Source organism: Streptomyces sp. NBC_01497, from assembly GCF_036250695.1.
Taxonomy (GTDB): Bacteria; Actinomycetota; Actinomycetes; order Streptomycetales; family Streptomycetaceae; genus Streptomyces.
On the sequence record NZ_CP109427.1, the window covers coordinates 4,211,444 to 4,235,864 of the forward strand.

General features: G+C 70.0%; 25 protein-coding genes. 14 read left to right on the forward strand and 11 right to left on the reverse strand.

What is annotated here, in order from left to right; all coding sequences use genetic code 11:
• Positions 1–121: 121 nt before the first annotated feature.
• Entirely contained in the window at positions 122–1,702 is a 1,581-nt protein-coding gene (locus OG310_RS18025) for a glycosyltransferase family 87 protein (RefSeq protein ID WP_443078674.1), read from the forward strand.
• A gap of 237 nt (positions 1,703–1,939) precedes the next feature.
• Here the strand turns inward: OG310_RS18025 and OG310_RS18030 are convergent, their stop codons facing one another.
• From OG310_RS18030 to OG310_RS18040, 3 genes are all read right to left on the reverse strand, one after another.
• Positions 1,940–2,971, reverse strand: coding sequence for an alanine racemase (locus OG310_RS18030; RefSeq protein ID WP_329456899.1), 1,032 nt, complete (start codon positions 2,969–2,971; stop codon positions 1,940–1,942).
• A gap of 175 nt (positions 2,972–3,146) precedes the next feature.
• Entirely contained in the window at positions 3,147–4,283 is a 1,137-nt protein-coding gene (locus OG310_RS18035; protein WP_329456900.1) for a lipid II:glycine glycyltransferase FemX, read from the reverse strand.
• A 529-nt stretch (positions 4,284–4,812) separates the two neighbouring features.
• Positions 4,813–5,121 (reverse strand): hypothetical protein, encoded by a 309-nt coding sequence (locus OG310_RS18040; RefSeq protein ID WP_329456901.1) that lies wholly within the window; start codon positions 5,119–5,121, stop codon positions 4,813–4,815.
• A 259-nt stretch (positions 5,122–5,380) separates the two neighbouring features.
• On the opposite strand from OG310_RS18040, the gene rpsF reads away from it, so the two are divergent.
• The 4 genes from rpsF to rplI all read left to right on the forward strand — a co-directional run bounded on the left by rpsF (position 5,381) and on the right by rplI (position 7,181).
• On the forward strand, positions 5,381–5,671 hold the full coding sequence (gene rpsF / locus OG310_RS18045) for a 30S ribosomal protein S6 (protein ID WP_225017753.1): 291 nt from the start codon (positions 5,381–5,383) through the stop codon (positions 5,669–5,671).
• Positions 5,672–5,802: 131 nt separating this feature from the next.
• Positions 5,803–6,411 (forward strand): single-stranded DNA-binding protein, encoded by a 609-nt coding sequence (locus OG310_RS18050; protein ID WP_329456902.1) that lies wholly within the window; start codon positions 5,803–5,805, stop codon positions 6,409–6,411.
• A 70-nt stretch (positions 6,412–6,481) separates the two neighbouring features.
• Entirely contained in the window at positions 6,482–6,718 is a 237-nt protein-coding gene (rpsR, locus tag OG310_RS18055; protein ID WP_003967857.1) for a 30S ribosomal protein S18, read from the forward strand.
• A 16-nt stretch (positions 6,719–6,734) separates the two neighbouring features.
• Entirely contained in the window at positions 6,735–7,181 is a 447-nt protein-coding gene (gene rplI / locus OG310_RS18060; protein WP_329456903.1) for a 50S ribosomal protein L9, read from the forward strand.
• A 268-nt stretch (positions 7,182–7,449) separates the two neighbouring features.
• Here rplI and OG310_RS18065 read toward each other — a convergent pair whose 3' ends face one another.
• Positions 7,450–8,799: an MATE family efflux transporter gene (locus OG310_RS18065; RefSeq protein ID WP_329456904.1), complete on the reverse strand. Its 1,350-nt coding sequence runs from the start codon at positions 8,797–8,799 to the stop codon at positions 7,450–7,452.
• 422 nt (positions 8,800–9,221) lie between these two features.
• Here OG310_RS18065 and dnaB point away from each other — a divergent pair, with 422 nt between their 5' ends.
• On the forward strand, positions 9,222–10,697 hold the full coding sequence (gene dnaB / locus OG310_RS18070; RefSeq protein ID WP_329456905.1) for a replicative DNA helicase: 1,476 nt from the start codon (positions 9,222–9,224) through the stop codon (positions 10,695–10,697).
• A gap of 267 nt (positions 10,698–10,964) precedes the next feature.
• Here the strand turns inward: dnaB and OG310_RS18075 are convergent, their stop codons facing one another.
• Positions 10,965–11,531 carry a dihydrofolate reductase family protein gene (locus tag OG310_RS18075; protein ID WP_329456906.1) on the reverse strand — a complete coding sequence of 189 codons (567 nt, stop codon included), beginning with the start codon at positions 11,529–11,531 and terminating at the stop codon, positions 10,965–10,967.
• Between the two features lie 622 nt (positions 11,532–12,153).
• Between OG310_RS18075 and OG310_RS18080 the strand changes: the two genes are divergently transcribed.
• The 3 genes from OG310_RS18080 (at position 12,154) to OG310_RS18090 (ending at position 15,045) form a co-directional block, all read left to right on the forward strand.
• Positions 12,154–12,735 (forward strand): GNAT family N-acetyltransferase, encoded by a 582-nt coding sequence (locus OG310_RS18080; RefSeq protein WP_329456907.1) that lies wholly within the window; start codon positions 12,154–12,156, stop codon positions 12,733–12,735.
• A 113-nt stretch (positions 12,736–12,848) separates the two neighbouring features.
• On the forward strand, positions 12,849–13,376 hold the full coding sequence (locus OG310_RS18085) for a maleylpyruvate isomerase N-terminal domain-containing protein (protein WP_329456908.1): 528 nt from the start codon (positions 12,849–12,851) through the stop codon (positions 13,374–13,376).
• A gap of 253 nt (positions 13,377–13,629) precedes the next feature.
• Positions 13,630–15,045 carry a serine hydrolase domain-containing protein gene (locus OG310_RS18090; RefSeq protein WP_329456909.1) on the forward strand — a complete coding sequence of 472 codons (1,416 nt, stop codon included), beginning with the start codon at positions 13,630–13,632 and terminating at the stop codon, positions 15,043–15,045.
• Positions 15,046–15,221: 176 nt separating this feature from the next.
• On the opposite strand, the gene OG310_RS18095 is transcribed toward OG310_RS18090, so the two are convergent.
• Positions 15,222–15,680, reverse strand: a complete 459-nt coding sequence (locus tag OG310_RS18095; protein WP_329456910.1) for a GNAT family N-acetyltransferase — start codon at positions 15,678–15,680, stop codon at positions 15,222–15,224.
• 123 nt (positions 15,681–15,803) lie between these two features.
• A complete protein-coding gene (locus OG310_RS18100) occupies positions 15,804–16,691 on the reverse strand; it encodes a GNAT family N-acetyltransferase (protein WP_329456911.1) in 888 nt (295 codons plus the stop codon).
• A 130-nt stretch (positions 16,692–16,821) separates the two neighbouring features.
• Between OG310_RS18100 and OG310_RS18105 the strand changes: the two genes are divergently transcribed.
• Entirely contained in the window at positions 16,822–17,457 is a 636-nt protein-coding gene (locus OG310_RS18105) for an HAD family hydrolase (protein WP_329456912.1), read from the forward strand.
• Positions 17,458–17,484: 27 nt separating this feature from the next.
• Here OG310_RS18105 and OG310_RS18110 read toward each other — a convergent pair whose 3' ends face one another.
• From OG310_RS18110 to OG310_RS18120, 3 genes are all read right to left on the reverse strand, one after another.
• Entirely contained in the window at positions 17,485–17,970 is a 486-nt protein-coding gene (locus tag OG310_RS18110) for an NUDIX hydrolase (protein WP_329456913.1), read from the reverse strand.
• 52 nt (positions 17,971–18,022) lie between these two features.
• Entirely contained in the window at positions 18,023–18,916 is an 894-nt protein-coding gene (locus tag OG310_RS18115; RefSeq protein ID WP_329456914.1) for a LysR family transcriptional regulator, read from the reverse strand.
• 213 nt (positions 18,917–19,129) lie between these two features.
• Positions 19,130–20,320 (reverse strand): cystathionine gamma-lyase, encoded by a 1,191-nt coding sequence (locus OG310_RS18120; protein WP_329460237.1) that lies wholly within the window; start codon positions 20,318–20,320, stop codon positions 19,130–19,132.
• Positions 20,321–20,414: 94 nt separating this feature from the next.
• Here OG310_RS18120 and OG310_RS18125 point away from each other — a divergent pair, with 94 nt between their 5' ends.
• The 4 genes from OG310_RS18125 (at position 20,415) to OG310_RS18140 (ending at position 22,654) form a co-directional block, all read left to right on the forward strand.
• Positions 20,415–20,732 carry a cupin domain-containing protein gene (locus OG310_RS18125; protein ID WP_329456915.1) on the forward strand — a complete coding sequence of 106 codons (318 nt, stop codon included), beginning with the start codon at positions 20,415–20,417 and terminating at the stop codon, positions 20,730–20,732.
• Positions 20,733–20,900: 168 nt separating this feature from the next.
• Positions 20,901–21,116, forward strand: a complete 216-nt coding sequence (locus tag OG310_RS18130) for a DUF5326 family protein (protein ID WP_329456916.1) — start codon at positions 20,901–20,903, stop codon at positions 21,114–21,116.
• 189 nt (positions 21,117–21,305) lie between these two features.
• Positions 21,306–22,121, forward strand: a complete 816-nt coding sequence (locus tag OG310_RS18135; protein ID WP_329456917.1) for an IclR family transcriptional regulator — start codon at positions 21,306–21,308, stop codon at positions 22,119–22,121.
• A gap of 98 nt (positions 22,122–22,219) precedes the next feature.
• On the forward strand, positions 22,220–22,654 hold the full coding sequence (locus OG310_RS18140) for an SsgA family sporulation/cell division regulator (RefSeq protein ID WP_225014206.1): 435 nt from the start codon (positions 22,220–22,222) through the stop codon (positions 22,652–22,654).
• Positions 22,655–22,877: 223 nt separating this feature from the next.
• Here the strand turns inward: OG310_RS18140 and OG310_RS18145 are convergent, their stop codons facing one another.
• Positions 22,878–24,398: a YibE/F family protein gene (locus OG310_RS18145; protein WP_443078676.1), complete on the reverse strand. Its 1,521-nt coding sequence runs from the start codon at positions 24,396–24,398 to the stop codon at positions 22,878–22,880.
• Positions 24,399–24,421 lie beyond the last annotated feature (23 nt).

Here is a 24,421-nt window from a genome sequence, read left to right on the forward strand (position 1 = left end):
CCCGCGCCGACCTCGACGCGGACCCTGACGGGGGCCGTCGCACCGGTTCCGTACCCCAGGTACGGGCCCGGATGCGGCGGCCCCCGTCGCGTTGCCAGTTCCGTACGGCAGGATGGGCGCCATGCCGAGCGCAGAAGACACCTCCGTACCCCCCGGTACGTCCCTCGGGCCCCAGGAGACGCCGGACGTCGCTCCCACGCGCCGTGACCGGATCTCCGCGGCGGGCAGCGAGCTGATCGGCGGCCCGCTGGGACGCTGGGCCCTGTCCGGGACGAGCCGGCTCACCCCGGTGCGGGTCATCGCCCTGGTGGCGATCGGCATGTTCGCGCTCGGTATGGCGCAGAAGCTCCCCTGCTACGACTGGGCGTGGTTCCGCGGCGCGAGCTCCCAGTACACCCGCGCCTGCTATTCGGACATTCCGCATCTCTTTCAGGCCCGCGGTTTCTCCGACGGCCTCGTGCCGTACTTCGACCGTCTCAACGGCGACATGGACTACCTGGAGTACCCGGTACTCACCGGCCTCTTCATGGAGGTCGCCTCCTGGATCACGTCCCTGTTCACGTCCAGCAACGGGGACCTGATGGGCCGCGAGCAGGCGTACTGGATGGCCAACGCGGCCATGCTGCTCGTCTGCGCCGTGATCATCGCCGTGTGCACGGCCCGCACCCACCGCCGCCGTCCCTGGGACGCGCTGCTGGTCGCCCTCGCCCCGGCGTTCGTGCTGACCGCCACGATCAACTGGGACCTGCTGGCGGTCGCCCTGACCGCGGCGGCGATGCTGATGTGGACCCGGGGCAGGACGCTCGCCTTCGGCATCCTCATCGGTCTCGCGACCGCCGCGAAGCTGTACCCGGTGCTGATCCTCGGCCCGTTGCTCGTGCTGTGCTGGCGGGCCGGCAAGATGCGCGCGTTCGGATCGGCTCTGCTCGGCGCCGCCTGCGCCTGGCTCGTGGTGAACCTGCCGGTGATGCTGCTGGCGCCTGAGGGCTGGAAGAAGTTCTACACGTTCAGTCAGGTACGGCCGGTGGACTTCGGCTCGTTCTGGCTGATCATCAGCCAGCGCACGGGCGCGTTCAGCACCGATGTGCACCCGGTCAACACGTACTCCATCGTGCTGATGGCGCTGGCCTGCGCGGGTATCGCGGCGCTGGCGCTGATGGCCCCGCGCCGGCCGCGCTTCGCGCAGCTCGCGTTCCTCGTCGTCGCCGCGTTCATCCTCACCAACAAGGTCTACTCGCCGCAGTACGTGCTCTGGCTGGTGCCGCTCGCGGCGCTCGCCCGGCCGCGCTGGCGGGACTTCCTCGTGTGGCAGGCGTGCGAGGTCATGTACTACCTCGGCATCTGGATGTACCTCGCGTACACGACCAGCGGTGACGCCCACAAGGGGCTGCCGGCCGAGGGCTACCAGCTGGCCATCGCGCTGCATCTGGCGGGCACGCTGTACCTGTGTGTGCTGGTGGTGCGCGACGCGATGCTGCCGGAGCGGGACCCGGTACGGGCCGACGGCGCGGACGACCCGTCAGGCGGCGTCCTGGACCACGCGCCCGACGTGTTCGTCCTGGGCGAGGCGGCGCGCTCCAAGGCCGTCGGGGACGGCTCCGCAGCCGAGGGGAGGGGCGGCGGGCGGGTCACGTGGGGCAGCGACGAGTGGGAGCCGGAGACGGACCCCGAGACGGTCGGGGACCGGCGCCACGGCGCTTAGCGGTCAGCTCGGGGCCTTCCGGCCGCGGGGCCGGAGTCCGGCGGGGGTCCCGGTCTGGCCGGTCGGGCCCCGAGAGACACCGGGGCGGGCCCGCCGGGGAGCGGTCCGGGGCCCGCGCTGACCGGAGCCCGGTCCGGCCGTCACGTGCCCCTGTGCGCGGGACGCGGACACGCCGGCGTGCCCGGGGCCCCGCCCCTGCCCCGTTCGAGGGCCGGGCGAGAGCCGCGGACAGGTTGCTCAGCGGTCGACGATCCGGTCGAACTGGGTCGTGGTGTGCCGCAGGATCGCCACCAGTTCGTCGCCCACCTTCGGCTCCTCGGCCTCCGACGGGACGAACAGGATCGACACCTGCATGTGCGGCGGCTCCGCGAACCACCGCTGCTTGCCGGACCAGACGAACGGCGACAGGTTGCGGTTGACCGTCGCGAGACCGGCCCGTGCCACGCCCTTCGCACGGGACGTCATGCTGTGCAGCGCCTTCGGCGCCTCCAGTCCGACACCGTGCGACGTACCGCCCGCCACGACGACGAGCCAGCCGTCGGACGCGGCGCGCTGCTGCCGGTAGCCGAACCGGTCGCCCTTGACGACCGGGGTGACGTCGAGGACCGCGCCCCGGTACTCCGTCGCGTCATGGTCACCGAGCCACAGCTTGGTGCCGATGCGCGCCCTGAACCGGGTCTGCGGGAACTGCTGCTGGAGCCGCGCGAGCTCGTCGGCCTTCAGGTGGCTCACGAACATCGTGTGGAGGGGGAGCCGGGCGGCGCGCAGCCGGTCCATCCAGGCGATGACCTCCTCGACCGCGTCCGAGCCGTCCGTACGGTCCAGCGGAAGGTGCAGCGCGAAGCCTTCGAGCCGTACGTCCTCGATGGCGGCGTGCAGCTGGCCGAGCTCCTCCTCCTTCACGCCGTGGCGCTTCATGGAGCTCATGCACTCGATGACGACGCGTGCGCCGACCAGCGCGTACACGCCGTCGACGGACGAGACGGAACGGATCACCCGGTCCGGCAGCGGCACCGGCTCCTCGCCGCGTCTGAAGGGCGTCAGGACCAGGAGGTCGCCGCCGAACCAGTCCTTGATCCTGGCGGCCTCGTAGATCGTGCCGACGGCGAGCATGTCGGAACCGAAGCGGGTCGTCTCGTCGGCGAGCCGCTCGTGCCCGAAGCCGTATCCGTTGCCCTTGCAGACGGGGACGATGCCGGGGAACTGGTCGATGACCGACTTCTGGTGCGCCCGCCAGCGCGCGGTGTCGACGTAGAGGGAGAGCGCCATGCCGGTCCTGAACCTTTCTCGCGGCTGCCGTTGCCGTCAGCTGATCCCGATGAAGCATATGAACGGCTCGTAGGGTTTCGAACGCGCGGGGGTCCGGAGGGCCGCGGTACGCGTCGTGCGCCCGCATGCCCGCCCGGAGGCCGGCCGACGCCTCCCGGCGCCCGCCGATCCGCCCTCAGCGCCGCGACATATACATGTCGAGCGCCTTGTGGAGCAGCTTGTTCAGGGGGAAGTCCCACTCGCCGATGTACTCGACGGCCTCGCCGCCCGTGCCGACCTTGAACTGGATGAGGCCGAAGAGGTGATCGGTCTCGTCGAGCGAGTCGGAGATGCCGCGCAGGTCGTAGACCGTCGCACCCATCGCGTACGCGTCCCGCAGCATCCGCCACTGCATCGCGTTCGAGGGCCGCACCTCACGCTTGTGGTTCGCGGAGGCACCGTACGAGTACCAGACATGGCCGCCGACGATCAGCATCGTCGCCGCCGCCACGTTCTCGCCCTCGTGCCGGGCGAAGTAGAGCCGCATACGGTTCGGGTCCTCGGTGTTCAGGACCGTCCACATACGTTCGAAGTACGACTGCGGGCGCGGCCGGAAGTGGTCGCGCTGGGCGGTGACCTCGTACAGCCGCTGCCACTCGGCGAGGTCGTTGTAGCCTCCCTGGACGACCTCGACGCCGGCCTTCTCGGCCTTCTTGATGTTGCGGCGCCACAGCTGGTTGAAGCCCTTGAGGACATCGTCGAGTGAACGGTTCGCCAGCGGGACCTGGAAGACGTAGCGGGGCTGCACGTCGCCGAAGCCCGCGCCGCCGTCCTCACCCTGCTGCCAGCCCATCTTGCGCAGCCGGTCCGATACCTCGAAGGCGCGCGGCTCGATGAGCGTGGCCTCCACGTCGCGCAGCCGCTTGACGTCGGGGTCCTGGATACCGGACTTGATCGCGGCCGCGTCCCAGCGGCGGATCACCACCGGCGGGCCCATCTTCACGGAGAAGGCGCCCTGCTGCTTGAGGTGGGCGAGCATCGGCTGGAGCCACTCGTCCAGGTTCGGCGCGTACCAGTTGATGACCGGGCCCTCAGGCAGGTACGCGAGGTAGCGCTTGATCTTGGGCAACTGCCGGTACAGCACGAGCCCCGCCCCGACGAGCTGGCCGCTCGCGTCGAACCAGCCGAGGTTCTCCGAGCGCCACTCCGTCTTCACGTCAGCCCATGCGGGGACCTGGCAGTGGCTGGCGGACGGCAGGCTCTGGACGAACGCCAGATGCTGCTCACGGCTGATGGTCCTGAGGACCAGGCTCTTGCTCTGCGGCAGACTCATGCGGGGGCGCTCCTCGGCGGGTGTGTCCCCAGCGGGTATGTGGGGCTCCGGGTCACGCGCCGAAGCCTACTGCGCCCGGGGAGCACCCCGACTGGGCCGTGTCCCGTAGGCCGCGCGTCGGGGGCCGCGTCACGCGAACGGTCCGTACCCGGGCGGGGTACCGGTTCACGCCCGCGCGGGCCGTGTCGCGTCCCGGCAGCGCGCCGGACCCGGACCCGGACGGGCGCACCAAAGGGACCCCGGGAGCCCTGTGCGGCGCCGCACAGGGCGCCGGAGCGGGCGGGCAGGGCCGCCGTGGGTGCCGCGGGGGTATGCGGCGGCCCCGCCGTGTGCAAGGGACCTCGCGGTCCTGGGGCCGGGGCCGACCCCGCGGCGAAGGCCGCGAGGTACGAGCCCGGTCGGCCGCCCCGCCCGGCCCGGAACAAGGGCCGGTCAGGCCCGGCCAGACCCGGGACGGGCCGATCCGGGCCGGGGAGAGGCTGGTCCGGGCCGGGGAGAGGCCGGTCCCAGGCCCGGGGAGGGGCGCTGGTCAGGCCACGAAGAGCCCGCCGTGCGCCATACCGAGGAAGAAGCCGACCGCGGAGGCGCCGAGACCGAGAATGGTCAGGAAGCGTTCTCGGGTCGTCACGGAGATGTACTGCGTGTACGCGCCGACGAGGATGCCGACGAGGCCGACCCACGACGTCGCCAGGCTCAGGCTGTGGAACCAGCACGTGACGAAGGCGAAAATTCCCAGCACCAGGGTCGCGACCATCAGGCCGTCCTGGAGCGGGTGGCTCTTTCCGTCCGAGGCGAAGAGGGAGCCGCCCGACGTCTTCGGATGCATTGCCTGTGCCATGAGGTACCTCCTGGCTGACGGGCGGCGCATCGTAGCGCCGCACGTACCCGATGTACTCAGATTGTGCCCGCGGACGGGCGGATTTCAACCGGACGCATATGTCCGGGTAGCCTGTACGGTCTGCGGCGGTGTCTGCCCAGGTCTGCCCGAGCCGGTTCCCCGGCCGATTGTCAGTGGCGGCCGATACCGTTGCTACGCATCACGACCCTCCTGCCACGGAACGACCGTGGCCGCTGAGTCCAAAGGAGGTGGGTTTTACATGCGTCACTACGAGGTGATGGTCATCCTCGACCCCGATCTCGAGGAGCGAGCAGTCTCCCCGCTGATCGAAACGTTCCTTTCTGTTGTCCGTGAGGCCAACGGAAAGGTCGAGAAGGTCGACACCTGGGGCCGTCGTCGTCTCTCCTACGAGATCAACAAGAAGCCCGAGGGCATCTACTCGGTCATCGACCTGCAGGCCGAGCCTGCGGTCGTCAAGGAGCTCGACCGGCAGATGAAGCTGAACGAGTCGGTCCTCCGGACCAAGGTCCTCCGCCCCGAGACCCACTGAGCCACGGCTCAGCAGGTCCGGCCCGCTGAGTCCGGCCACCGGCCGGGTTCGAAGGCCCATCGGGAGCGAGCAGTACACGAGTAGCAGCACGCCAAGCAATCCCGCTCAATCCCCGCCGAGAGGTTCCATCCATGGCAGGCGAGACCGTCATCACGGTAGTCGGCAACCTTGTCGACGACCCCGAGCTGCGTTTCACGCCGTCGGGTGCCGCGGTCGCGAAGTTCCGCGTCGCGTCGACGCCCCGTATGTTCGACCGCCAGACCAATGAGTGGAAGGACGGCGAGAGCCTGTTCCTGACCTGCTCGGTGTGGCGTCAGGCTGCGGAGAACGTCGCCGAGTCGCTGCAGCGCGGCATGCGCGTCGTCGTCCAGGGCCGCCTGAAGCAGCGGTCCTACGAGGACCGTGAGGGCGTCAAGCGGACGGTCTACGAGCTGGACGTCGAGGAAGTCGGCCCCAGCTTGAAGAGCGCCACGGCCAAGGTCACCAAGACCGCGGGTCGTGGTGGCCAGGGTGGTTACAGCGGCGGGGGCGGCGGTCAGCAGGGTGGCGGCGGCGGAGGCGGTGGCTGGGGCGGCGGCTCCGGCAGCGGTTCCGGCGGCGGCGCTCCTGCCGACGACCCCTGGGCGACCAGTGCGCCGGCCGGCGGTGGCCAGCAGGCGCCGCAGGGCGGCGGAGGCAGCTGGGGCGGTAGCTCCGGCGGTGGCTCCGGTGGCGGCTACTCGGACGAACCCCCCTTCTAGAAAACCCCGCTTCGGGGTCTTCGAGGAGAGGGTTCGTACCCACACTTCTTGATCACACAGGAGAAACACCATGGCGAAGCCGCCTGTGCGCAAGCCTAAGAAGAAGGTCTGCGCATTCTGCAAGGACAAGACCCAGTACGTGGACTACAAGGACACGAACATGCTGCGGAAGTTCATTTCCGACCGTGGCAAGATCCGTGCCCGCCGGGTCACCGGCAACTGCACTCAGCACCAGCGCGATGTCGCCACGGCCGTGAAGAACAGCCGTGAGATGGCGCTGCTGCCCTACACGTCCACCGCGCGATAAGGGAAGGGTGACCGCAATGAAGATCATCCTCACCCACGAAGTCAGTGGTCTCGGTGCCGCGGGCGACGTCGTCGACGTCAAGGACGGCTACGCCCGTAACTACCTGGTCCCTCGCGGGTTCGCGATCCGCTGGACCAAGGGCGGCGAGAAGGACGTGGCGCAGATCCGCCGCGCCCGCAAGATCCACGAGATCGCCACGATCGAGCAGGCCAACGAGATCAAGGCCCGCCTCGAAGGCGTGAAGGTGCGCCTCGCTGTTCGCTCCGGCGACGCGGGCCGCCTCTTCGGCTCCGTGACCCCGTCCGACCTCGCTTCGGCGATCAAGTCGGCCGGCGGCCCCGAGGTCGACAAGCGTCGCATCGAGCTCGGCACCCCCATCAAGACCCTGGGCTCGCACCAGGTCTCGGTGCGGCTGCACCCCGAGGTCGCCGCGAAGCTCGGCATCGAGGTCATCTCCGCCTGATCGGCGGCGATGTCTCGGGGCGCGGAACGTGCCTGTGCATTGTGCTGCGTGACTGTCGTACGTGAAAGGGCCGTGTCCCCTCGGGGACGCGGCCCTTTCGCATGCGGTACTTCCACCGGTGGCCGGAGGCTCCTGTGCCGGCGGGGTGTTGTTCTGTGTGCCGGCGGGCTGATGGTTCCCCTCCCGTGGCTGACGACGGCGATGTTTCACGTGAAACGGAAGCATCCACCGCGAGCGGTCATCGCCGGTGGGCCGGTGGATCAGCGGGTCAGCGGGCGGCGCCGGTCACCAGCCAACGGCCTGAACGCATGCGCAGGGACAGCGTGATCAGACGCATCAGCATCATCAGCCCCATCGCCCACCAGAGTGCTGTGAGCCCGCCGCCGAGCGACGGAACGGCCAGCGCGACGGGTGCGAAGACGGCCAGGGTCACCACCATCGCTCCGGCGAGATAGACGCCGTCCCCCGCGCCCATCAGCACGCCGTCCAGAATGAAGACGATCCCGGCGACAGGCTGGATGAGCGCCACGACCAGCAGGGCGGGAAGCATCGTGTGCCGGACGACCGGATCGCCGGTGAACAGGGGGATGAACAGCGGGCGGGCCAGGACGATCAACGCGCCGATCACCACGCCTGCCAGCACGCCCCACAGGATCATCCGGCGGCATGCCTGCCGCGCGCCCAGGGAATCCTCCGCCCCCAGGTAGCGACCGATGATCGCCTGCCCCGCGATGGCGATGGCGTCCAGGGCGAAGGCCGTAAGGCTCCACAGCGAGAGCACGACCTGATGCGCGGCGATGTCCACGTCGCTGAGGCGTGCGGCGACGGCCGTCGCGATCAGCAGCACCGCGCGGAGGGAGAGGGTTCGTACCAGCAGGGGCACACCGGCACGGGCGCTCGCCCGGACCCCCGCCGCGTCGGGACGCAGGGCGGCCCCGTGTTTCCGGGCACCGCGTACGACCACCACCAGGTAGACGACGGCCATGGCGTACTGCGCGATGACCGTGCCCCAGGCGGAGCCGGCTATGCCGAGCCCCGCGCCGTAGACCAGGGAGACGTTGAGGCCGGCGTTGGCGGCGAAGCCGCCGACCGCGACGTAGAGAGGGGTCCGGGTGTCCTGGAGGCCGCGGAGCACTCCGGTGGCGGCGAGCACCATCAGCATCGCGGGGATGCCGAGGCTGGAGATGCGGAGGTAGGTGGTGGCGTAGGGAGCCGCGGTGTCCGATGCGCCGAACACGTTCACCAGCCAGGGGGCGGTGGGGAGGGTGACCACGATGACGGCGGCGCCGAGCAGGATCGCCAGCCAGATCCCGTCCATCCCCTGCTGGATGGCGGCTCTCAGGTCGCCGGCGCCGACCCGCCGTGCGACGGCTGCCGTGGTGGCGTACGCGAGGAAGACAAAAATACTCACCGCCGTGGTGAGGAGGGCCGCCGCGATGCCCAGCCCCGCGAGTTCCCGGGTTCCCAGGTGGCCCACGATCGCGCTGTCGGCCATCACGAAGAGGGGCTCGGCCACCAGCGCCCCGAAGGCGGGAACGGCGAGGGAGACGATCTCGCGGTCATGGCGGCGGCGATCGCGGCGCAGGGTCGTCCTGGGCACGGCGGGGACCTGTGTCATGCCGCCAATCTAGTCTTCCACAGGTAAGAGGTGCAACGGAGTTGGGGTACTTACAGCGCTCCGCGGGCCCCAGCCGTGGACGCGGTCTTTGCCCGGATCTTGGTCCGTCTGCAAAAGTTTTTCTCCCCCACAGCCAGTGGATGGCAAAGGTGCAGGTCAACTGTGGTCGAGGGGAAGAGGTCCGGTCTTGTCCACAGAGCTGTCCCCCGCTTCGTGCACAGGAACGGTGAGGTTCTCCACAGCATTGGATCGGTCATCCACATGGCCTGTGGATAACCAGATTGGCTGACGGTGCCGGGGGGCCTACCGTGGACCGACGTCCGACGCGCCGAGACCGGAGCCAGCCCTCCCGTTTTGTCAGTGTCGTGCCGTAGAAAGAGTGGCACGGCGAGGTCCGCGGAGCGGATGTGAGGAGGTGGCCGGTGAGCATTCCCGAGCCATTGGACAACCCCTGGACCGACGCCGGTCCCGACGAGCGTCCCGCCATGTCGCGGCAGCGGCGGGGCGGCGACCGCGGGGGCCGTGACGAGCGGCACGACCGCGGGGCGGACAGCGGCTGGGACAGCGGTCCCGGCTTCGAGCGGGTGCCCCCGCAGGACCTCGATGCGGAACAGTCCGTTCTCGGCGGCATGCTGCTGTCCAAGGACGCGATCGCGGACGTCGTGGAGATCCTCAAGGGAAATGACTTCTACCGGCCGGCCCACGAGACGGTCTATCTGGCGATCCTGGACCTCTACGCGAAGGGCGAGCCCGCCGACCCCATCACGGTGGCGGCGGAGCTGGTCAAACGCGGCGAGATCACCCGGATCGGCGGGGCTTCCTACCTGCACACCCTGGTGCAGTCGGTGCCGACCGCGGCGAACGCCTCGTACTACGCGGAGATCGTCCACGAACGGGCCGTGCTGCGCCGCCTGGTGGAGGCAGGCACCAAGATCACGCAGATGGGATACGCGGCGGACGGTGATGTCGACGAGATCGTGAACTCGGCACAGGCCGAGATCTACGCCGTCACCGAGCAGCGCACCAGCGAGGACTACCTGCCGCTCGGCGACATCATGGAGGGCGCGCTCGACGAGATCGAGGCCATCGGGTCACGCGGCGGCGAGATGACGGGGGTGCCGACGGGGTTCACGGACTTCGATTCGCTGACCAACGGGCTGCACCCTGGTCAGATGATCGTCATCGCCGCCCGTCCCGCGATGGGCAAGTCGACGCTCGCGCTGGACTTCGCGCGCGCAGCGTCGATCAAGAACAACCTCCCCAGCGTTATCTTCTCCCTGGAAATGGGGCGCAACGAGATCGCGATGCGCCTGCTGTCCGCGGAGGCACGGGTCGCCCTGCACCACATGCGTTCGGGCACGATGACCGACGAGGACTGGACCCGGCTGGCCCGCCGCATGCCGGACGTGACACAGGCCCCGCTGTACATCGACGACTCGCCGAACCTGTCGATGATGGAGATCCGCGCCAAGTGCCGCCGCCTGAAGCAGCGTAACGACCTGCGGCTTGTCGTCATCGACTACCTGCAGCTCATGCAGTCCGGCGGCTCCAAGCGGGTAGAGAGCCGCCAGCAGGAGGTCTCGGACATGAGCCGTAACCTCAAGCTGCTGGCGAAGGAGCTGGAGCTCCCCGTCATCGCTCTCTCTCAGCTGAACCGTGGCCCGGAACAGCGCACCGACAAGAAGCCGATGGTCTCCGACCTGCGTGAATCGGGTTCCATCGAGCAGGACGCGGACATGGTCATCCTGCTCCACCGTGAGGACGCCTACGAGAAGGAGTCCCCGCGCGCGGGTGAGGCGGACCTGATCGTGGCCAAGCACCGAAACGGCCCCACGGCCACCATCACGGTCGCCTTCCAGGGCCACTACTCCCGATTCGTCGATATGGCGCAGACCTGATCGACGCGGGTGCGGGGTCTCGGATTTCGTGGCCACATCTCACGAGCGATGGCCAAGCGATGGCATATCTGCCACGAATCCGAGACCTGCAGGTCAAGCCGCCCACTCGCGTGGGGAATTGGGCTCTGAGCTGGTGCCCTGGTAGAAGCCCGCTGACCCGTGGGCGCACGGGGCATCGCTCGTATGCTTGGGGGCGTGTGATGGGGGAGCTCGCCGCGACGGTGCGAAGGAAACACCCATCCATGCCGTGAGACAGCGGGAAGCTGCTCAGCGCCTCGTCTCATACCTGGTCAGGACCACGCCGCCGGGAAACGTCCGTGTCTCCACCAGGTTCAGGTTCACCCAGCTGTCCAGCGCGGTGAAGAACCGTGTGCCGCCGCCGACCAGGACCGGATGGGCGGCGATCACGTACTCGTCGATCAGTCCGGCGCGCATGGCCGCCCCGGCAAGCGTTGCGCCCCCGATGTTCATCGGGTCGCCGTCCTCCGCCTTGAGCCGGCTGATCTCGGCGATCGCGTCGCCGGTGACCAGGCGGGTGTTCCAGTCGACCGTGTCGATCGTCGAAGAGAAGACCACCTTCGGGGTGTCCCGCCAGTTCCGCGCGAACTCGATCTCCGCCGGGGTGGCCTTGGGCTGCTGGTCGCCGGTCGGCCAGTAGGAGCTCATCGCCTCCCATAGCTTGCTCCCGTACAGCGACAGACCACTCGCCTGCTCGTGGTCGAGCCACCACTGGAACAGCTCGGGGCTCGGTGGTCCGCTCCAGCCGATGTCGTCGCCGGGCGCGGCGATGTAGCCGTCCAGGGTCAGGTTCATGCCGTAGACCAGTTTCCGCATCGCCTTGCCTTCCGTCCGTGGGGGTCCGGTCGTACAGACCAGCGTGGCGCGGGAAACCTGTCGGTGCGCGATCTGGGCTCGCTGGTAGTCCTGGTTCGGGGCTCGGTGTGGCGTCCTCGGCCGGCACGGGCAAGCCGCCTGATCTCGGCCTCGCCCTCGCGCGAAATGCCACGGATTCAAGACTGATCGTGGGTGACAGGCCGTGAGACAGCCAAGAACGCCCAGGTCACGCAGGATCGACATGTCACGAACGGCGAGATCCGGCAGCGGGCGCGGGGTCGGTCCGGGATTTACTTGCCGGTCTTACGGCCGGCCATGTTCTGGCGAGGCTGAGGCGGGCCGGTGGCGGCGGGGACCGGTGAACGTCCGTCGGCGGGCAGGAGGATTGGGGCCCCGATGGAGGATCGGGGCCCCGAAGTGGTCGGCGGTCTGACGCGGTTGTCCGTGTCCGGGAGTCCCGCTCCGAGGGTTCCGGGCCGTTCCGCGAGCGGGCCGGACCTGTTCGCTCTGCTGCTCGGCGGACCGTTCGTGGATGCGGTCGGGGCACCTCGTTCCGAAGCGGGTCGGCCGGAGCCCCTCGTGGCGCGGGGGTACGGGGTGGCTGTCCGCCATAGTGCTCTGCATGGACGATCCTTCCGTTTCGGCTGATTTCCATGCCCGGCCGAGACTGCCGAAGGGCGGGGAGTTGCGGACCTCGCGGCTCCTTCTGCGGCCCGCGCGTGCGGACGACGTCGACGTGTACACCCGGCTGTGGACGGACCCCGAGGTCCGGCGTTTCCTCGGCGGGCCCGTCGACAGTGACCGGTTGCGGCTGCGGCGGCAGAGGTTCGACTCGCGCCCGCATGTGTTCAGCGTGACGGCGGCCGAACGGGCCGAGGTGATCGGCACGGTGTCGGTCGACGTCGCGGAACGTCACACCGGGCGGTGGGAGGTGGCCTACTCGTTCCTGCCGGAGCACTGGGGGCGCGGTTATGGGCGCGAGGCCGTGGCCGCAGTCGTCGGGTGGGTGTTGGAGACCGCTCCGGCCCGCGACGCGTCCGTGATCGCCGTCACTCAGGAGGCGAACGTCCGCTCCCGACGCTTGCTGGAGGCGGTAGGGATGCGGCTGCGGGAGCGGTTCGTGGAGTTCGGCGCGCCGCAGGTGCTGTACGGCGTCGAACGCGGTGACCGGCGTGAGCAGCGGAGGACGACGGGATCGGACTGATCCCCCGTGTCCTGATCTCCTCGCACTTCGTGAAGCCGACTGACGGGCCGTCGCCTCCCCCTCCAGGAAGCAGGTGTGACCGCTCCCTTGCTTTCGCGAGGCTGCTTGTGCTGGTGGCTGACCGGAGCGCTGCGCTGCGCGCGGCCGTGGCGGGCTCCAGCGACACCGCGGTCCGGGTCCCCTCATGTCCCGTCTGTTCACTGGCCGACCTGGTCGAACACATCACGCAGGTGCACTTCTTCTGGGCCGGGGTGGTGGCGGGGCCGTCGGAGGAGCCGCCCACGGGACGGATCACCGGTGCGTCCGCCGATCTGCTCGGCCGATCGGCGGAGGCGACCGGGGCCCTGCTGGCGGCGCTGCGGGATGCCGGGCCCGACCGGGGCCCGCTGGGCGTGGTGGGGCAGCTCGGACGTGCCGATGACCTCGGGCGCGGTGGCGCGGCACCAAGTGCAGGAGGCTGCTCTGCAGGCCTACGAACTCCAGGAGACCGCGGCCGTCCGGAGCCACTGCCGGGCGACGTCGGTCCCGACGGTGTCGGCGAACGGGCGGGCCTCTCCTTCGGCACGGCGGGTGCGTGGTCCGGCAGGCCGGCCCGGATCGTGCCGTACGCGACGGAGGGCGCCTCCTGGGTGGTCGCCTGACGGAGGCGGGCGCCAGTGACGCGTCCTGCGACGGTCCCGTCGACGCCGCGCTGCGCGGCTCGGCGAGCGACCTCGTGCCGGCGCTGTACGGGCGCGTGCCGGTGGACGACCCCCGCGTCGGGGGCGACCGTGCCCTTCTGGCACGGCGGATCGCCTGTCCGGACGAGGACCGACGGCCTGGCGGCTCTCAGTGAGTGCGGCCGGGCCGGGGAATGGACTCGACCGGCGGGTGACGGAAGGGTAGGTGTGGGGCATGACCTCATCTTTTGAGACCGATCCCCTGGTGGAAAGCCTGTTGCCCACCACTCGGCGCGCGCTCCTGCAGCGCGTCGCCGTCGGCCAGTCCCAGGGGCGAGCCCCTTCCCTCGTCGGGGCGGTGGGGCGGGACGGACACCTGCTCTGGGAGGGATCGCGCAGCTGCGTGGACGGGCACGCGCCGGACTCCGACACCCAGTTCAGGATCGGATCCATCACGAAGACGTTCACGGCCGTCCTGGTGATGCGGCTGCGGGAGGAGGGCCTGCTCGATCTGGCCGATCCCTTGGAGAAGCATGTGCCGGACACGGGTGTGGGGGAGCTGACGATCGCTCATCTGCTGGGCCACGGCTCGGGGCTGCGGGCCGAGCCGCCCGGGGAGTGGTGGGAGCGCACACCCGGAACGCAGCGTCCCGGGTTGTCCGAGATCCTCGGGCAGGACGCGGCGCTGCATCCGGCGGGCCGGCGCCACCACTATTCCAACCCCGGCTACGCGTTGCTCGGCGCGGTCGTGGAACGGCTCCGCGGGGAGCCGTGGGAGGACGCGTTGCGGCGGGAGGTACTCGAACCCCTGGCTCTCGACCGTACGACGTACGGGCCGGTCGCCCCGCACGCGGGAGGCTGGGCGGTACACCCCTGGGCCGATGCGATGCTGCCCGAACCCTCGCACGATCTGGGCGCGATGGCCCCGGCCGGGCAGCTCTGGTCGACGGCCGGGGACCTCTGCCGGTTCGGAGCGTTTCTCCTACAGGGCGACGAGCGGGTGCTGAATGCCGCCGCTGTCCGGGAGATGAGGACGCCGTCCGTACCGCCCGAGCCCGACGACTGGGCCGGTGGGTACGGACTGGGTGTCCAGCTCGCGCGACGTGGTCGCCGCACGCTGGCGGGCCACACGGGCTCGCTGCCGGGCTTCGTCGCCTGTCTCTGGACGCATGCGGAGGAGGGGCTCGTCGCGGTCGCGCTGTCCAATGCCACGTCGGGCCCGGGCATCGGTGGGATCACCGCCGATCTGGTGACCATCGTCGCGGATGCCGAACCGCGCCTCCCCGCGCCATGGCGGCCCATGGCGTCATTCGACAAGGGGCTGCTGGAGCTCGCGGGGCAGTGGTACTGGGGGACCAACGCGTTCGGAGTGAAACTCGTCGCCGGAAACGGGCTGGAGCTGTATCCGCTGCGCGGTGGTGGGCGCGGTTCGCGCTTCGTGCCCACGAGGGATCACGGTACGGGTGGCGCACTCGGCGAACGCAGTTGGCGCGGCCTCGACGGCTACTACGCGGGGGAGACGCTGCGTGTGGTCCTGCGGGCGGACGGCACCGTCAGCCACCTCGACCTGGGTACGTTCGTCTTCACACGACAGCCGTACGATCCGGTCGACGCCGTCCCCGGCGGGGTGGACCCCGACGGTTGGCGCTGACCCCGGTCATGGACGACGGACGATGAACCGGCGTGGCGGCGGACGGCACCAGCCCCTGACTGCTTCGCTGACCCGGTCTGACCGTCCCCGATGAGCGCGCGCCGGGAGAGGACGTTTCACGTGAAACACCCGCTCCCGGCGCATGGCGGTGGTGGCGCGGCCTGTGGCCGTCCCGTTCAGAGGTTCATCTTGAAGCCCACATGCGAGGCCGTGAAGCCGAGCCGCTCATAGAAGCGGTGAGCGTCGATGCGGGTCGCGTCCGAGGTGAGCTGGACCAGCCGGCATCCCGCCCGCCGGGATTCCTCGACGGCCCAGGTGATGAAGCGGGTGCCCAACCCGCTTCCGCGTTCGTCCGCGTGCACTCGCACGCCCTCGATGATCGAGCGCGAGGCGCCCTGCCGGGACAGGCCGGGCACGATGGAGAGTTGCAGGGTGCCGACGATCCGGCCCGCGCGTGCTGCCACCATCAGGTGCTGGTTCGGATCGTCCGCAAGCCGCTGGAACGCTTCGGCGTAAGGGGCGAGGTTGCTGGGATCCTCGCGCTGCGCGCCGAGCACGTCGTCGGCGAGCATCGCCACGATCGCGGCCAGGTCGTCCAGGGTGGCGGGTCGTATCGCCAGGTCGTCGTCGCTCATGGGCTTCACCCTAGGCGGGGACTAGCGCTGCACCGCGGGGCGGCTACCGGAGCGGGCCCGCGGCGTTGCCTGCGGCCTGCCGTCACCGTTGACCCTTCCGGTGGACCGGCGCTCCCCGGCCGCTCAGCACGTCGCCATGGTCAGCGGTGCGAATCGTCGCTCAGGATCGCCGGGCAGGTTCTGCGTGTCCCGGACCATGACCGGGGTGGTGAGCACCGCGTCCATGCCCTGTTCCTTGAGCCAGCTGAGCAGGTCCTCATGGCGCGCGTCGATGTCCGTACGCAGCGGCCGCCGGGTCGCGTGGGCGAGTGCGCCGAACAGTGCCTTCGCGGTGGCCGTGTCGCGGGCGATCAGTGGACCGATGACGTCGGAGGAGGCGCTGGACCAGGTGGCGCCGTAACCGATCACCGTGGATCCGTCGAGGGCGACCCGCAGCTGATCGGCGAAGGCCGGGAGGCGAGTGATCATCAGCGTGCGGTCGACGCCGAAGACATCGGCGTCGAGCCGGACGACGGTCGACAGGTCCTCCGCGGTCGCCGTACGGACGGTGATGCCTTCCGGGGAACACCCCGTCGGCGCAGGGGCGCGCAGCCGTCCCTTCACCGTGATGTTCTGGCCGACCGTCGTGAAGCCGAGCCGCTCGTACAGGGCCTGGCCGAACCGCGTCGCGTAGAGCGCCAGTGGCGCGCCGTCGGCCTCGCGCAGTACGTGGTGCATCAGCCGTTGGCCGATTCCCTGCCGCTCGTGGCGCGCCGCGACGAGCAGCATGCCGATCGCGGACAGTTCTCGGGTGTGACCGGCGCCCGGGGTTCCGTACCGGGTGAGGACGCATACCCCTGCCAGACCCGTTCCGCTCGGATCGTCGATCCCGTATCCGTTCCCCGCCGTGAGCAGGAGCCGCCACTTGCGCTCGTCGGGCGGCCACCCGCGGTCCACCGCGACCGCGACGCAGGACGACAGGTCGTGCACGGTCAGAGGCCGGATCGGGAGCTCGGCGAGCGGTGTCGGCATGCGCCCAGGCTGACGGAGCCGGTGATCGTTCGTCCACCGCTTTAGGCAAAGTGGCTACAAATCCCGTGTCGTGTTTCACGTGAAACACGACACGGGGACCGGGCCGCCCGTGCGTATTACTGTCCCTTCCATGGCGACCACACGCAGACTGCACCTCTTCGACGTCGACGGCACGCTGATCAGGGGTTCTGCCGCAGCCGTGGAGATATCCCGCCAGCTGGGGGTGATGACGGAGATCGCGGAACTGGAGCGGGAATTCGTCACTCGTGGCCTGCCGGCGGACGAGTTCGCCGTGCGAGCGAGGGAGCTGTGGGTGGATCTCACGGTGGACCAGGTGTCGGCAGCCTTCGAGCAGGCGCCCTGGCTGGACGGGATCCGGGAGGTCTGGGCGGACATCCGGGCCGAGGGGGACCACTGTGCGGTGATCTCGCTCGGCCCGAACTTCTTCGTGGAGCGGTTGCTGGAGTGGGGCGTACAGGCGGCCCACGGCTCGCTCTGGCCCGCTGTGCCGTTCACCCAGCCGATCGTGCGTTCCGGCATCCTCGGCCCCATGGCGAAGGTGCATACGGCCCGGCAGCTCTGTGCGGAGCTCGGGCTGGAGCTGGAGCACTGTGTGGCGTACGGCGATTCGATATCGGACGCGGAGCTGTTCCGGGTCGTGGGGAGCGCGGTCGCCGTCAACGGTGACCACCATGTCGCGAGCATCGCCACCCACGCGTACAACGGCGGCGACTTGCGGGGTGCCTACGCGCTGGCGCGTGGCTGACCGTACGGACTCGGACAGCGCCGGCTGTCAGCCCAGATCCGGTGCGTGCATCGCCCGTACGCCCTCGATGTTGCCGTCGAGGTAGTGCCGGAGCGACAGCGGTACGAGGTGGACCGCTGCGATCCCGACGCGGCTGAACGGCACCCGGACGATCTCGTACTCGCCGCGCGGCGCGTCGACCTCGGGTCCATGCCGCAGTGAGGGGTCCATCGACTCCAGACGGCAGACGAAGAAGTGCTGGACCTTGACGCCGGAGATGTCCGCGGCGCCTTCGGCGGCATGCTCGACGGTGTCCACGAAGCAGGGCACCACGTCGGTGATCTTGGCGCCGAGTTCCTCGTCGACCTCACGGTGCAGCGCGTCAACGACGGTGGCGTCGCTCTCCTCCACGCCTCCGCCCGGTGTGACCCAGTAGGGAGGCACTCCTGGTCTGGTGCGTTTGATCAGTATCAGATCGTCGCCGTCGAGCAGGATGGCGCGTGCGGTGCGCTTGACCACTGGACTTTCGGTCATGGGAAGAGGTTGGCCCGTGAGACGCCCCTCGAAACGCCTGTCGTCCCCGCTCTCACCAGTCCCCGGCAGCACGCAGCAGCCACTCGTGCGCCCGCGCGATCGGCGGCAGCGTCAGCGTGCCGGCGCGTGCGACGAGGAAGTACGTGCGCAGGGAGGGTACGGGCGGGTCGAGCAGCGCCACGACCTCCCCGCGGTCGAGCGCCCCCTGGCAGAGGTAGCGGGGCAGTACCGCGAGTCCCGCGCCCGCGACGGCGCACTCGAGCACGGCGCGCAGATCGGGAACGATCACGGAGCCCGCCTTCGCGGGTGGGGAGTCGAAGACGGCAGTCCAGTAGCGGGACACGAACGGCAGGGACTCGTGCACCTCGATGACCGGCAGTTGGGAGAGCACGAGGTGGCCCTCCCGCAGGACGGCCGGGCCGAGCCGTGCGGCCCAGCGGGGTCCGGCGACCAGGACGTGTTCCTCGTCGCAGAGGGGGACGGCGCTGAAGAGTTCACCCCGTGGCCGGGCCGTGGCGACTGCCAGGTCGTGGTGGCCCGCGGCGAGCGAATCGAGGGTCTCTCCGGCGTTCCCGAAGAAGGACGTGCGCAGCGCGAGGCCCTGGGAGGTGAGCGGGACGAGCGCGGGCAGTACCCGCAGCGAGACGAATTCCGGAGGTCCCGCGAGGTGCAGCGTCCGGACGCCGGAGTCGTCGCCGAGATCCGTCTCGGTGATCTCGATGAGCGCGTCGAGGTGGGGTGCCGCCCGGTGGGCGAGTTCGTCCCCGACCGTCGTGGGCGTGACACCACGCGCCTGACGCAGGAACAGCGGCCTGCCGAGCTGGCGTTCCAGCGTCCTTATCTGGCTGGTGACGGCCGGCTGGGACAGCCCGAGGAGGGCGGCGGCGCGGGTGAAGGAACCCGCGCGGTGCACGGCGACGAAGGTGCGCAACAGCGCGAGGTCCATGTGCCGCGCCTCCCCCGAACGTCGCCTTCTCCCGTGACCCGACCATCGGGTGACCAACTATAAATTTGTCGATACCTCGGTGCCTGTCCTGTGATTGGACACTGACGCAGAGTCAACTAGCCTTATGCGCGTGGTTCTTCACGCGTGGAACCCGAGGACGGTCCGAGCCACGAGGGGGGAGGCTCGGACCGTCCGCTCCTGTGCGGGCGGCCGTCAGCCCGTGCGCCTGTTTCCCGTGAAACCAAGGCCGTCCAGGGAGTGCAGGACGTCCGCCACGAGATCCTCCGGGTCCTCGGCGCCCACCGAGAACCTGACGAACCCCTCCGGCACGGCGTCGCCGCCCCACCGTCCGCGCCGTTCCGCGGTGGACCGTACGCCTCCGAAGCTGGTCGCGTCATCCACCAGGTGCAAACCGTCCAGAAAACGCTCCGCGTGCTCGCGGTCGGGCAGCGTGAAGGACAGCACGGAGCCGTACCGGCGCATCTGGACCGACGCCACCCGGTGCGACGGGTCGTCGGGCAGTCCCGGGTAGCGCAGGCCGCTGACCTCGGGTCGCTCACGCAACGCGTACGCCAGCGTGAGCGCGGTGGCGCACTGCCGGTCGTTGCGGAGCTGGAGTGTGGCGAGGGACCTGTGTGCGAGCCAGGCCTCCATCGGGCCCGGGATGGCGCCCGCGATCTTGCGCCACCGCCGTACGGAGGCCGCGAGTTCGGCGTCGGCGGTCGTCACATGGCCGAGCAGCAGGTCACCGTGGCCCGTCATGCCCTTGGTGTCGCTGGCGACCGAGAAGTCCGCGCCCAGGTCGAGCGGGCGCTGGCCGAGCGGCGTGGCGAGCGTGTTGTCGACGGCGACGAGCGTGCCGGCGCTGTGGGCCTCGCCTACCAGTGCCCGGATGTCGCACACGTCGAGCCCGGGATTGGACGGGGTCTCCAGCCACAGCAGCTTCGCCCCGCTCAGCAGTTTCCGCTGCGCGTTGCCGCCCGTGGGCGCGGTCCGCACCTCGACGCCGTACGCCCTGAGCTGGTCGTGCAGCAGCGGCAGCGCCTGGTAACCGTCGTCCGGGAAGACGGCGACGTCGCCGGCGCGCAGCTGCGACAGGGCGACGGCGGAGATCGCGGCCATGCCCGAGGCGAAGACGACGCTCTCCACGGGGCGCCCCGGGGCCTCCAGCTCGCTGATGGCCCGTTCCAGATGCGTCCAGGTCGGGTTCTCGTCACGGCCGTACGTATAAGGGCCGGTCGGTTCGCCCGGCAGGTGGTAGTGGGCAGCGAAAACCGGGCCGGGCAGGGTCGGCTCGTACTTCAGCGGCTCCGGCAGACCCGCTCGTACCGCGCGTGTCCCCTCGCCCGTCTCGCGTCCCGTGGCCGTGCCCTGGAGGCCACCCTCGTGTCCCGAGGCTGGGATGGCGCCGGGTGCCGTGTCGTCATGGCCGGTCACGGCTTCGCCTCACCGGCGGCGATCGTCTTGACTGCGCAAATCTTCATGGTCTGATCGTGGCATGAAGGCATTTCGACTGGACGAGCTGGAGGCGGAGCGTGCCGCCAACGACGGCGCGTACCTGCAGTTCCTGCACGCGCAGACCATGTCGCTCGGGCTCTACGCGCTGGACGCGGGCGAGGCGGACCGACAGCGACCACACCAGCAGGACGAGGTGTATCTCGTGGTGAGCGGCCGTGCGTCGATCACCGTCGGGATGGAGACGACGCAGGTGGCCAGGGGGAGCGTCGTCTTCGTGCCGCGCGGCACCGCGCACAAGTTCCACCACATCACGGAGGACCTCCGGGTCATGGTCGTCTTCTCTCCCCCGGAGAGCTGAGCGTCACCCCTAGCCCGGACTCAGGGTCGGGTCAGGGGAGAGCGAGGGGTCGGAGCCCCCCGTTTCGTCGCGCCGGGTTCTAGCATCGAAAGCGTCACACGGACGCGCCCGCCGAAGTCGGATGCGCCGGACGGAGCCGGAGCGGTCCGGAGGAGTGAGGTCGAGGCGATGGCAAGGCGGGAAATTTTCGCGGGGCTGCCCTGGTGGGTCAAGTGGGTCGCCATACCCCTGATCGTCCTCTTCGTGTTCGGCGGGCTGATCACCACGATCGTGGGGTTCGTGATCGGGTTGCTGTTCAAGGCTCTGATCCTGGTCGCCCTGGTCGGTGGACTCATCTTCCTCGTACGCAAGTTCACGTCATCGTCGTCGCGGGACGGCTGGTAGGCCGGTCTCCCCGTGAGGCCGGTTAGCCCGCGCGGGGGAAAGCCGTACGGGAAACCATCCTGGGGCCGGATGTGCCTTTAGAGTGACTGGTCTCTGCCGCGCCCTGGCGGTTCCCGCGGGGTGCGGCGGGTGCGCGGGGGCGGCCCCCGCGGGCGGGCGGCTGCCCGTCAGCACCCCTGGGGGTGACCCATGGCCACAGCACCATTCTCCGCCGTGAACGCCCCGGCTGCCTCACGCGCCGGGGCGCCCACGCTGATCGGCTCCGTGCAGCGAGCGCTGCGCCTGCTGGAGTCGGTGGCCTCCCATCGGGACGGCGCCCCGGCGAAGCAGCTCGCCCGGGAGGCGGGACTCCCCCTCCCCACCACGTACCACCTGCTGCGCACCCTGTGCCACGAGGGATACCTCCGCCGGGAGAACGGCGTGTTCCTGCTGGGCGCCGCTGTGCCCCGGCTGGCGAGGGACGAAGCCCTGCAGAATCGTCGCAGCAAGATCGTCGAGATGCTCAGGTCGCTGTGCGACCACCTCGGCGCACCCGTCTACTTCGCGGTCTACCGCGATGGCGAGATCGAACTCGTCTCCGTGGCCGACTCCCCCGAGACGCCGGCCGTCGAGGAGTGGGCCGATTTCCGTGCGACCGGCCACGCGCACGCGCTCGGCCAGTGCCTGCTGAGCCAGCTGGACGGTGCCGCGCGCCGCGACCACCTGGACCGGTATCCCGTCTCGTCGCTGACGCCCCACACCGTACGCAGCACCGGGGCGCTGCTCACCCGTCTCGCCGCGCTGGACCGTACGGCCCGTGATCCGCTGCGGCCGGTGATCGAGCGGCAGGAGTACGCGCTCGGCACCGCCTGCGCCGCCCTGCCGATATCGGTCGGGCCCGCTGCCGCCGCTCTGGCCATTTCTGTGCCCCTCGCGAGGGAGGAGCAGCTCCTCCCGACGGCCGAACGGTTACGCAGAGAGATCAGCACGCTGCTGACCTCGGGAACCTTCTCTATCAGTATCTGAAAAATTACTCCTTGTGATCTGTTAGCGCTTCGAGGACGATTGCGTCAAGGGGGGCAAGGGGATCATTCCTAGCCGTATCTACTCCGGAGTGGTGCATGATGCGCGAATCGGTACAGGCCGAGGTCCAGATGAGCTTCCTCGTCTCCGAGGAGCTTGCCTTCCGGATTCCGGTGGAACTCCATTACGAAACCGAAGATCCCTACGCGGTGCGCATGACGTTCCACCTGCCCGGTGACGCGCCCGTCACGTGGACGTTCGGTCGCGAGCTGCTGCTCGACGGAATCAATGTCCCGAGCGGGGACGGGGATGTGCATATCGCCCCGACCACGCCCGAGGATCTTTCTGACGTGCACATCCGGCTTCAGGTCGGCGAGGACCACGCACTGTTCCGCGTGAGTGCCGCGCCGCTTGTCGCCTTCCTCGACCGCACAGACAGACTGGTGCCACTCGGTCAGGAGCAGGCGGCCGGTGATTTCGAGGGATCGCTGGAGAAGGAACTCGGCCGGATCCTGGCCGAGGAGAACGCGGGCTGAGAGCGGGCCGGGCCCGTCGTGGCACGACGGTGGACCAGGCGCGGGCCCTGTCGGGCGCGGGGCGCGGCAGGGTCCGCACCCTGGGCCGGCGGCCGGGTCGACGGGAGAGCCGGCCGGTACAGGGCCGGGTGCATGTCCTTCGGGGCAGGCGGCGTGAGGGCTCTCGGCGCGTGGCGGTCGTACGCGGCCGGGGCGCGGCCAAGGGTGCGGTGCTCGCGACGGTTCAGTGCTTGCGGCGGCGGCCCCGGCCGCCGGGGCCGCGCGTGGGCGCAGGGTCCGCCGGGCCCTGCGCCGGCACCGCAGCGGATCCCGTGCCGTCCGCCGCTGCTCCGGCGCGCGGCGATGGCGCCGTGCGGTCCGCCGAGACCACCAGGGCGGCCAGCGCCGTGGTCACGGGCACCGAGGCCACCAGACCGATGGAGCCGACCAGCGTCCTGACGATCTCCTCCGCGACCAGCTCACTGTTGGCGACGGTCCCCACACCCGAGTCCGCGATCGTGAACAGCAGCAGGAGCGGCAGGGCGGCACCCGCGTACGCCAGGACCAGCGTGTTGACGACCGAGGCGATGTGGTCGCGGCCAATCCGGATGCCCGCGCGGTACAGTCCGCGCGGCCCCAAGGACGGGTCCGCCTGGTGGAGTTCCCATACGGCGGAGGTCTGGGTGACCGTCACATCGTCGAGGACGCCGAGCGATCCGATGATCACTCCGGCCAGCAGCAGACCGCTCATGTCGAGGCCCGGATACAGGCCGTGGATCAGTCCGGTGTTCTCGTCGGTGTTCCCGGTCAGGCTCGTCCAGTGGATGAACACCAGGCCCAGCACACCCGTCAGCAGCAGGGAGACCAGCGTACCGAGCACCGCGACGGAGGTACGGGCCGTCAGTCCGTGGCACAGGTAGAGCGCGATGAGCATGATCGCGCCGGCCCCGATCACCGCGACGAGCAGCGGGTTCGATCCCTGGAGCACGGCCGGAAGGATGAACAGCGTCAGGACGCCGAACGAGACGGCGAGCGCCACCAGCGCCATCACACCCCGCATCCGGCCGACGACGACCACCGCCAGTGCGAAGACGGCGGCCAGCAGATAGAGCGGGAGCTTGCGGTCGACATCGGTGACGGAGTACTGGAGGTCATGCGGCGCCTGCGGCGCGTACGCCAGGACGACTCCTTGTTTCACGTGAAACTGCCGCGGTGCGTCCGGCTGGACCACCTGGTCGAACTGCCTGCCCTTGTCCTTTCCGGTCTCCACCTCGACCGTGGCCTTCTTGCAGCCCCCGTCGTCCGGTGACGACGACGAGGCGGGCGCCGACCCACTTCCCGAACCGCCCGAAGAGGAGGCCGTGCCGCCCGCCGAGGGGAGTTGCGCCGCCTGGGCGTCGCCGCAGGCCATCGGCACGATCCGGGTCACCAGGCCCTGCTGCGTCTGCTGATCGAAACCCACCCCCGAACGTTGGTGGGCGGGTGTCCCGCCCGGCCACATCACCACGAGCCCCACGACGACGGCGGCGGTGAAGGGGATCAGCACCGCGGCGATGACGGTACGAAGATGCCGGGAGACGGGCGCGGCTGGGCCGTGGTGGTGCGTGTGGCCGCCCGCATGGCCGCCCTGCTGGTGTCCGTGGCTGTCGGAGTGGCCGCCGCGGTGACCGCTCGACGGCCCGGGCGGCTGTTCCGGCCGCCGCTCAGGCCGTTGCTCCGGCGGCTGTTCGGCGGGCTGCTGAGGTCGGGTCACAGGCCAGATCATGCCAAGGGCACGGGGAGGCCCTC

Excerpts from the sequence above, each read along its gene's own strand:
- OG310_RS18025 (WP_443078674.1), top strand. The coding sequence starts at position 122 with ATGCCGAGCGCAGAAGACACCTCCGTACCCCCCGGTACGTCCCTCGGG.
- OG310_RS18030 (WP_329456899.1), bottom strand. The coding sequence starts at position 2,971 with ATGGCGCTCTCCCTCTACGTCGACACCGCGCGCTGGCGGGCGCACCAG.
- OG310_RS18035 (WP_329456900.1), bottom strand. The coding sequence starts at position 4,283 with ATGAGTCTGCCGCAGAGCAAGAGCCTGGTCCTCAGGACCATCAGCCGT.
- OG310_RS18040 (WP_329456901.1), bottom strand. The coding sequence starts at position 5,121 with ATGGCACAGGCAATGCATCCGAAGACGTCGGGCGGCTCCCTCTTCGCC.
- rpsF (WP_225017753.1), top strand. The coding sequence starts at position 5,381 with ATGCGTCACTACGAGGTGATGGTCATCCTCGACCCCGATCTCGAGGAG.
- OG310_RS18050 (WP_329456902.1), top strand. The coding sequence starts at position 5,803 with ATGGCAGGCGAGACCGTCATCACGGTAGTCGGCAACCTTGTCGACGAC.
- rpsR (WP_003967857.1), top strand. The coding sequence starts at position 6,482 with ATGGCGAAGCCGCCTGTGCGCAAGCCTAAGAAGAAGGTCTGCGCATTC.
- rplI (WP_329456903.1), top strand. The coding sequence starts at position 6,735 with ATGAAGATCATCCTCACCCACGAAGTCAGTGGTCTCGGTGCCGCGGGC.
- OG310_RS18065 (WP_329456904.1), bottom strand. The coding sequence starts at position 8,799 with ATGACACAGGTCCCCGCCGTGCCCAGGACGACCCTGCGCCGCGATCGC.
- OG310_RS18075 (WP_329456906.1), bottom strand. The coding sequence starts at position 11,531 with ATGCGGAAACTGGTCTACGGCATGAACCTGACCCTGGACGGCTACATC.
- OG310_RS18080 (WP_329456907.1), top strand. The coding sequence starts at position 12,154 with ATGGACGATCCTTCCGTTTCGGCTGATTTCCATGCCCGGCCGAGACTG.
- OG310_RS18090 (WP_329456909.1), top strand. The coding sequence starts at position 13,630 with ATGACCTCATCTTTTGAGACCGATCCCCTGGTGGAAAGCCTGTTGCCC.
- OG310_RS18095 (WP_329456910.1), bottom strand. The coding sequence starts at position 15,680 with ATGAGCGACGACGACCTGGCGATACGACCCGCCACCCTGGACGACCTG.
- OG310_RS18100 (WP_329456911.1), bottom strand. The coding sequence starts at position 16,691 with ATGCCGACACCGCTCGCCGAGCTCCCGATCCGGCCTCTGACCGTGCAC.
- OG310_RS18105 (WP_329456912.1), top strand. The coding sequence starts at position 16,822 with ATGGCGACCACACGCAGACTGCACCTCTTCGACGTCGACGGCACGCTG.
- OG310_RS18110 (WP_329456913.1), bottom strand. The coding sequence starts at position 17,970 with ATGACCGAAAGTCCAGTGGTCAAGCGCACCGCACGCGCCATCCTGCTC.
- OG310_RS18115 (WP_329456914.1), bottom strand. The coding sequence starts at position 18,916 with ATGGACCTCGCGCTGTTGCGCACCTTCGTCGCCGTGCACCGCGCGGGT.
- OG310_RS18125 (WP_329456915.1), top strand. The coding sequence starts at position 20,415 with ATGAAGGCATTTCGACTGGACGAGCTGGAGGCGGAGCGTGCCGCCAAC.
- OG310_RS18130 (WP_329456916.1), top strand. The coding sequence starts at position 20,901 with ATGGCAAGGCGGGAAATTTTCGCGGGGCTGCCCTGGTGGGTCAAGTGG.
- OG310_RS18135 (WP_329456917.1), top strand. The coding sequence starts at position 21,306 with ATGGCCACAGCACCATTCTCCGCCGTGAACGCCCCGGCTGCCTCACGC.
- OG310_RS18140 (WP_225014206.1), top strand. The coding sequence starts at position 22,220 with ATGCGCGAATCGGTACAGGCCGAGGTCCAGATGAGCTTCCTCGTCTCC.
- OG310_RS18145 (WP_443078676.1), bottom strand. The coding sequence starts at position 24,398 with ATGATCTGGCCTGTGACCCGACCTCAGCAGCCCGCCGAACAGCCGCCG.